The 7,165-nt window shown below is 54.7% G+C and carries 8 protein-coding genes; 7 read left to right on the top strand and 1 reads right to left on the bottom strand.

Annotation, left to right across the window (positions count from 1 at the left end; all coding sequences use genetic code 11):
- A partial coding sequence (locus AC2FGC_RS24025) for a DDE-type integrase/transposase/recombinase (RefSeq protein WP_496783647.1) occupies positions 1-380 on the top strand: 380 nt, incomplete at its 5' end.
- 218 nt (positions 381-598) lie between these two features.
- Here AC2FGC_RS24025 and AC2FGC_RS24020 read toward each other — a convergent pair.
- Entirely contained in the window at positions 599-1,312 is a 714-nt protein-coding gene (locus AC2FGC_RS24020) for a GntR family transcriptional regulator (protein ID WP_496727463.1), read from the bottom strand.
- A 230-nt stretch (positions 1,313-1,542) separates the two neighbouring features.
- Between AC2FGC_RS24020 and AC2FGC_RS24015 the strand changes: the two genes are divergently transcribed.
- The 6 genes from AC2FGC_RS24015 (at position 1,543) to AC2FGC_RS23990 (ending at position 6,876) form a co-directional block, all read left to right on the top strand.
- Positions 1,543-2,730, top strand: a complete 1,188-nt coding sequence (locus AC2FGC_RS24015; RefSeq protein ID WP_496727462.1) for an ABC transporter substrate-binding protein — start codon at positions 1,543-1,545, stop codon at positions 2,728-2,730.
- A 95-nt stretch (positions 2,731-2,825) separates the two neighbouring features.
- A complete protein-coding gene (locus tag AC2FGC_RS24010; RefSeq protein ID WP_299896066.1) occupies positions 2,826-3,695 on the top strand; it encodes a branched-chain amino acid ABC transporter permease in 870 nt (289 codons plus the stop codon).
- Positions 3,696-3,714: 19 nt separating this feature from the next.
- Complete coding sequence (locus AC2FGC_RS24005) at positions 3,715-4,686, top strand: branched-chain amino acid ABC transporter permease (RefSeq protein ID WP_496727476.1); 972 nt, start codon at positions 3,715-3,717, stop codon at positions 4,684-4,686.
- Positions 4,683-5,465 carry an ABC transporter ATP-binding protein gene (locus tag AC2FGC_RS24000; RefSeq protein ID WP_496727461.1) on the top strand — a complete coding sequence of 261 codons (783 nt, stop codon included), beginning with the start codon at positions 4,683-4,685 and terminating at the stop codon, positions 5,463-5,465. Before AC2FGC_RS24005 ends, AC2FGC_RS24000 begins: the two co-directional genes overlap by 4 nt.
- 3 nt (positions 5,466-5,468) lie before the next feature.
- A complete protein-coding gene (locus AC2FGC_RS23995; protein WP_496727460.1) occupies positions 5,469-6,191 on the top strand; it encodes an ABC transporter ATP-binding protein in 723 nt (240 codons plus the stop codon).
- 7 nt (positions 6,192-6,198) lie between these two features.
- Positions 6,199-6,876 carry an aspartate/glutamate racemase family protein gene (locus AC2FGC_RS23990; protein WP_496727459.1) on the top strand — a complete coding sequence of 226 codons (678 nt, stop codon included), beginning with the start codon at positions 6,199-6,201 and terminating at the stop codon, positions 6,874-6,876.
- Positions 6,877-7,165: the final 289 nt, after the last annotated feature.

The following is a 7,165-nucleotide window of genomic DNA, read 5'->3' as shown; positions in this document are numbered from 1 at the left end:
TCATGTTGTCCGAGCGCCGGAATAAAGCCGCTGCGACGAAGTTCTTCGCCCGCGCGCTTGAGGTGAACGGTCTACCGAGCAAGATCGTCATCGACAAAAGTGGCGCCAACGCAGCGGGCATTCGAGAGGTGAACAGGATCCTGAAGCGGTTTGGCTGCCTAGCCAAAATCCAAACGGTCAGGTCCAAGTATCTGAACAACCTGATCGAACAGGATCATCGATTTATCAAGCGTCGCGTCCGGCACATGTGTGGGTTCAAATCGTTCAGATCCGCCTCGGCTACACTGGACGGCATCGAAGTCGCCAACATGATCCGGAAGCGGCAATTCCCCAGCAATACGACGTCTGGCTTCCAGCTATTCGCCGAGATCGCAGGATAGGTGTATCCAGTAAGTCGCTGACTTTGGCCGCTCCAAATGTTTGCGACACATCCTTCGGCACTATATCTCTCGTTAACAAACCCGAACCAACACCAGCCCTTTGAGATTCGCAGCGTGACTTGTGCAACGGAGATATGACTACTTGCTAGCCAAAAATAGATGATTTGCGCGACCATTAGCGAAGCCTAAAAATCCTGCGGTACGGCCCAAAATGTAAGTTACCTCCGCCCGCTTAATATCTTCGCCAAATCAGGTTCTGTCTTTTGGGTTTGTTCGAGATCCAGCGAATTCTGAACATGAAGAATATGGTGACGTATGGCGTCTTCGGCCGCCTGCGGTTGGCCATCTGCAATCGCGTCAATGATCGAAGTATGTTCGTCATCCGGGCAGGTGGCATTGCGGTTCGATCCGAACAGGGCAACGATCAGTGAAGTGCGGGTGACCAACTCTCGCAGAACGCGGGTCAGAACCGAGTTCTTGTGACATCGCGCCAGTTCGACGTGAAAGGCACCTGAAAGACGGATCATTTCCGTCCTGTCATCATCATTCCGTGCAATCTCTTCTTTCTCGACATGCGTACGTAGGGCTTGAACGCCCTCGTTACTGATACCGCGCGCCAATTCTCGCACGATACCAGTTTCAATCATCAGACGGGCAACAAAGACCTCGCGGGCCTCATCGGCGCTGGGGCAGGCAACATAGGCCCCTCGATTGGAGTGCAGATCGACGATCCCCTGGCTACTAAGCAGCAACAGCGCGCGGCGCACGCGCATTCTACCGACGCCGAACGTCTCACACAAAGCCAGTTCGCTAAGCTTGGTTCTGGGTGCCAGTTTCTGCTCCATCACCGCAGAATAGATCCGATCAACGATCATTTGTTCATCAGGATCAGTTCGCAGGGTGCTTAGCTTGTCTTCAGATTCGTCCGTCATCTCGTTTCATTCCGGTGGGGTTGGCCTGAATTTTGTTAATAGCTGCAAGGTTTTCTTCTTACAATATATCGGTTCTTTGTTGACAATATCAATGTTTCTCCAAACATAAAGTGTTGACAGAAATTGTTAACAATGCAGAACTTGACGCGTTCACCGGGATTCGACCGATGACACAGTCTATTTTTGCAAGCGCCCGAAAGAGGCGCGGAGACCTCAGTAGGGAGGAAACAATGAAACGCAGAACTCTGATGAAATCATCGGCTGCTTTGGCGCTGGCCGCATCCGTTCTTGGATCGGCCGCCTGGGCCGAAAACCCCGTCCTCAAGATAGGCTTTGTTGGCGTGACCTCTGGTCCGGCGGCGGCCTGGGGCATTTCCAATCAGCGCTCGATGGAAGCGCGCGCTGAATGGATCAATGAGTCTGGTGGTTACAAAATCGGTGACACCACCTACGATATCGAAATCGTCTCGTTTGACGATCAGAAAGACCCCAAACGCGCCATCGCCGGTATGGAAAAAATGGCGCAGGAAGGTATCCACTATGTGGTCGGCCCCAACGTGGATGACGGTGCCGCAGCGGTGCGTCCGGTCGCCGAAGCCCAAGGGATCATGTATTTCCCCTATGCCTTCCCGAAAGAACTGTACTCGGCCCCCGCATCGAATGCCGTTCTGGGTATGGTTGCGAATTATCAATCCGGTCCCGCGATCTATGAATACCTCAAGGATGAAAAGGGCGTGAAATCTGTTGCTTTTGTGGCTGCGAACGAATCCGATCCGCTGAGCCAGCGGGATGGAGGTATCGAGGCTGCCAAGGCGTTGGGGCTTGAGGTTGTTTCCGACAATGTGACCTATCAGGTGGACACCACCGATTTCACGCCGGTGCTGACCCCGGTCATGCGCACGCAGCCAGACTTGCTGGTCCTGTCCGGCGTTTCCCCGGCCAATGCGCCACAGCTGATCCGTTCGGCGCGCGAGCTTGGGTTCCAGGGTATCATCTCAACCGAAACCGCGCAGGATGCGACGGTTCTGCGCGAGGGGGCAGGGGACTTGGCAAACGGGTTCATTTCGGTTGGCGGTGCGTCAACGCCCGAGATCGCATCGGATGACATGAAAGAATTCGTCAAACGCTATACTGATATGTTCGGCGAATATAACGACGAGTCCAACACTAAAGTCTATGCGCTGGAGTACATTCTGGCGACATTGAATGCGAACCCGGCGGGCATCGAGGACGTTGCGGCGTTCCAGACCACGATGGATACGTTCGAGGCCCCCAACCCGTTCATGAAGGGCGACGCCAAGATGCGGTATGTGGGCACGACGTCGTTCGGACAAAAGCGTCAGATTGCCGTTCCACTGGTCGTCAATGTCTATCAGGACGGCGAGTTTGAAACGCTCTTTGTCGCTGAAGTCGACTGAGGCAATACTCCCAAAACAGGTAAAAGCCTAACAAACCACTCACTCTCCCGGGCTAATAATCAGCCCGGGATACCCGAAACTTTCGCGGGACACTCATGGAACAAATACTAGCAAATGGCATCTATCTGGGCGCGCAATATGCGATGATCGCCCTTGGATTGACACTGATTTTCGCCCTGATGAACGTGCTGAATTTTGCCCATGGGCAAATGTATGTTCTAGGTGGTTTTGTCACCTATACGTTTTACGGACAGCTGGGCTGGCCGTTTGTGCTGGCGCTTTTGGCGTCCTGCATCACGCTTGCGGTACTTGGCGCATTGATCGAGCGTTTTCTGTTTGCGCCGGTCATACGGCGATCTTCCCGCGAGGAGAGCACGATGCTTCTGGCGGCAGGTTTGGCGTTCTTTTTCGACGCCATCATCTTGCTGGTCTTTGGCGAGAAGCAACGCGGTGTTCCCAAAATCGTCGACGGTGTTTTCAATTGGGACTTCCGATTGATCATGCCCTATGACCGCATCCTGATCTGCGTTCTGGCCATCCTGTCGATCATCTCGTTTATCTTGTTCATGCAGTATTCCAAAACTGGCCGAGCGCTGCGCGCGCTGGCGCAGGATCGGACGGCGGCGCAGTTGATGGGGGTCAACGTCGCCAGGTATTCGATGATCGGGTTCGCCCTTGGCGCCATGCTGGCCGGTCTGGTTGGTGGATTGCTGGTGACGATCACCGGCGTCAATCTTGGGATGGGTGGACCGACCTCGATCAAAGCCTTCATGATGGTGATGATCGGTGGTGCGGGTGTGATTTCCGGCGCGATTGCGGGCGGGATCATCCTTGGCTTTCTCGAAGCCATTGGTTTGGCCGTTCTCTCGCAATATGGCGACATCACCTATCTGCTGATCTTCGTCTCGCTGATGATTTTCCTGGCCATCCGTCCGCAGGGGCTGATGGGCAAACCGTGGGGATAACGCAGTGCCGAAACTCAACATGATCCAATGGGCGGGTGTAGCTATCTTCCTGTTGGCCGTCTTCATCGCAATACCTGGCTTTATCGCGGCATCGGGGCGGTCCGACCTGTATTATACTCTGACCTCGGTGGCGCTCTTGTCTATCGCCAGCGCCGGGGTTTGGCTAACTTTCTATATCGGGCGCATCAATATCGGTCAGGGGGCATTTGCCCTTATCGGGGCCTATGTTTCGGCCGTTTTGGTGACCAAAGCTGGCATGTCTTTTTGGCTGTCGCTGCCGCTGGCGGGGTTGTTCGCTGCCGCTGTGGCGGTTGTAATCGGGGTTCCGATCCTGCGCCTGCGCGGTGTTTATTTTGCCATGATTTCGCTGGTGCTGACGCAGGTGGTCACCCTGACCGCACTGGCCTTGCCAATCACAAATGGGGCCAAGGGTATAACCTCGATCCCGCTGCCCGGAGGGATGTCGGCTCTGGGCCTGACCCTGATCCCGGATTTCGCGACGCTGGAGAACCCAAGGCTTGCCTTCTACTACGCCGCCTGCGTGCTGATGGTATTGACCTTCGCCGCCATGTATCGGCTGGTGAATTCGCGGCTTGGCCATCTGTGCCGGTCGATGCAGCAGAACGAGGAGTTGGCCAGTTCGATCGGCGTCAATATCTCGTACATCCGGGTCATCGTGTTCGCGATCTCGTCCTTTTTGGGCGGCATCGGTGGGGCAATGTTCGGCTCAATCGCGCAGTCGGTCTATCCTTCTAGCTTTCAGGTCGCAGACAGCGTGAATTTCATGCTGAATTGTTTCCTAGGCGGGTTGGGATATGTCTTTGGCCCAATGCTGGGCACTTTGGTTCTGTATTTCGGTTGGGACCTGCTGTTTGAATTGGGTCGCTTCCAACTGCTGGCCTATTCCAGCTTGCTGATCATCCTGATGCTGGTGCTGCCCAACGGGCTGCTGAGCCTTCGGTTGCCCGGTAAGAAGGGGGCTGACAAATGAGCCATCTTCTGGAAGTTCGCCATGTCACCAAAAAGTTCGGTGGTCTGACCGCCAACAGCGATATCTCCTTCAACGTCAATGAAAATGAGATCCTGTCGGTGATCGGGCCAAACGGGGCAGGCAAAAGCACGCTGTTCAAGATGATCTCGTCCTTTTTGCCTACAACAACTGGGGAGGTGCTGTTCAAAGGCGAGAGGATTTCGAACCTGAAACCGCATATTGTGGCGCGCAAAGGGGTCGTCCGCACGTTTCAGGAAACAACAATCTTCAAGTCGATGACCGTGCGCGAAAGCATCGTCGTCGCTCAGCATTTGCGGGCCCGCGCCTCATTGGCGGGGTATTTCTGGGGCACCAGGATGGCGCATGAGGATGTCGATAGCTTTGGCCAATATGCCGACGATCTGATCGAATTCCTCGGCATGACCGAGATCGCCAATGAGCAGGCCTCGAACCTGCCACAAGGGAACTTGCGGGCTCTGGGAATTGCCATTGGATTGGCCACTGACCCCAAGGTTCTGCTGTTGGACGAACCCTTTGCCGGGATGAACCATGACGAGACCATGAAAATGGTCAATCTGGTGCGCAAGGTGCGCGATGATCGGGGCGTTACGGTGCTGTTGGTGGAACACGACATGCCTGCGGTGATGAATATATCCGATCGGATTGTGGTGCTGAACTTCGGCGAGATGATCGCCGAAGGCACGCCTGCGGAGATCCAGAACAACGAAAAGGTCATCGAAGCCTACCTGGGCAGTGCGGATGACGAGATCGGGATCTAAGCCATGACAAAGATGTTGGAATTCAAAGATGTCGAGCTCTACTACGACCATGTCTATGCGCTGAAAGGTGTGTCGATCGATCTGGAAAAAGGTGAAACCGTTGCTTTGATCGGAGCCAACGGAGCCGGTAAAAGTTCGATCCTGCGGGCGATCACCGGCTTGGCCAAGGTCAGATCCGGCTCGGTCGAATTTGAGGGTGAACAAATTGACGGTGCCAACCCGGCTGATATCGTTTCCAAAGGCATTGCCATGGTACCGGAAGGGCGTCGCGTCTTTCCATATATGACCGTAAAGGACAACCTGCTGATGGGGGCGTTCACGCGGTCCGACAAGACAGGCATCAAGGAAACGCTCGACTCTGTTCTGGAACGGTTCCCGCGTCTGCGGGAACGTTTTTCTCAATCCGCCGGAACGCTTTCAGGCGGTGAACAACAGATGATGGTGATCGGCCGCGCGTTGATGGCAAAGCCGCGCCTGTTGCTGTTGGATGAACCGTCGCTCGGGATCGCGCCCAAACTGGTGCAGGATATCGCTCGATCAATTGTCGCGATCAATCGCGACGAAGGTGTTTCGGTTCTGCTGGTTGAGCAGAACTCGCGCATGGCGTTGTCGATCTCGCATCGCGCATATGCGCTGACCACAGGAAACGTCGCCATATCGGGAAATTCCAAGGAACTTCTGACCGATCCCCGGATCAAAGCCGCCTATTTGGGCGGAGAAGTGTGAGGACGTTGTGAAACTGCTTGTTGTCAATCCCAACACCACTAGTTCAATGACCCGAAAGATCGAGGCGGCCGCCCGGGCCGTCGCGGATCCTGGTACCGAGATTATTGCCACGAACTCGCAAGATGGCCCGGCCAGCATCCAGGGCTTTCTTGATGTATCCACTTGCGTGCCTGGATTGTTGGACGCTGTAAAAGAACATCCGGATGCCGATGCCATTGTTGTTGCTTGTTTTGATGACACCGGCGTTGATGCCGTACGCTGTATCACATCGGCCCCGGTCATCGGTGTGGGCGAGGCAGCATATCACGCGGCGTCGATGATAAGTCCAAAGTTCAGCGTCATCACGACATTGTCCCGTTCGCTTGCGGGATTGGAGTCGAACCTGTTGCGCTATGGTCTCGACCGCCGCTGTGTCCGGGTTCGCGCATCAGACGTGCCAGTTCTGAAACTTGAGAAAAACGACCCGAACACCGTCGACAAAATCAAGGCCGAGATAAGGGCCGCGATAGATGAAGACAGGGCTGAAGCCATTGTTTTGGGATGTGCTGGGATGACAGACTTGATGTCGCATTTGTCCGAGGAATTTGGGCTGCCGGTGGTTGATGGCGTTGCATGTGCCGTCACCTTTGCGGAGGCGATGGTCAAAGCCAAACTGAAAACGTCGAAGCTGTGTTCTTATGCCTGATCAACACGTTTGGGATCTTGCGTTGTGTCTCGAATATTCGGTGAGCGGGAAATGTACGCTCGCCTGGCACAGATTTCCCACGTCATCAACAAATTGGTAAAGTCCTGGGGCCAGTTCCCATGTCCAGTGAATTGAGAGGATGGCTTGCTGCGTTTCCGTTTTGCTCTCGACAAACCGCATTGTTGGTCAACAGACCGCGTCACAGATGGATGTGTCGCAAATATTTGGAACGGCCAAAGTCAGCGACTTACTGGATACACCTATCCTGCGATCTCGGCGAATAGCAGGA

Source organism: Ruegeria sp. CDSC054 (genome assembly GCF_059610645.1).
The sequence above is the reverse complement of the archived record's forward strand: the minus strand, read 5'-3'. Positions and strand labels throughout refer to the sequence as shown.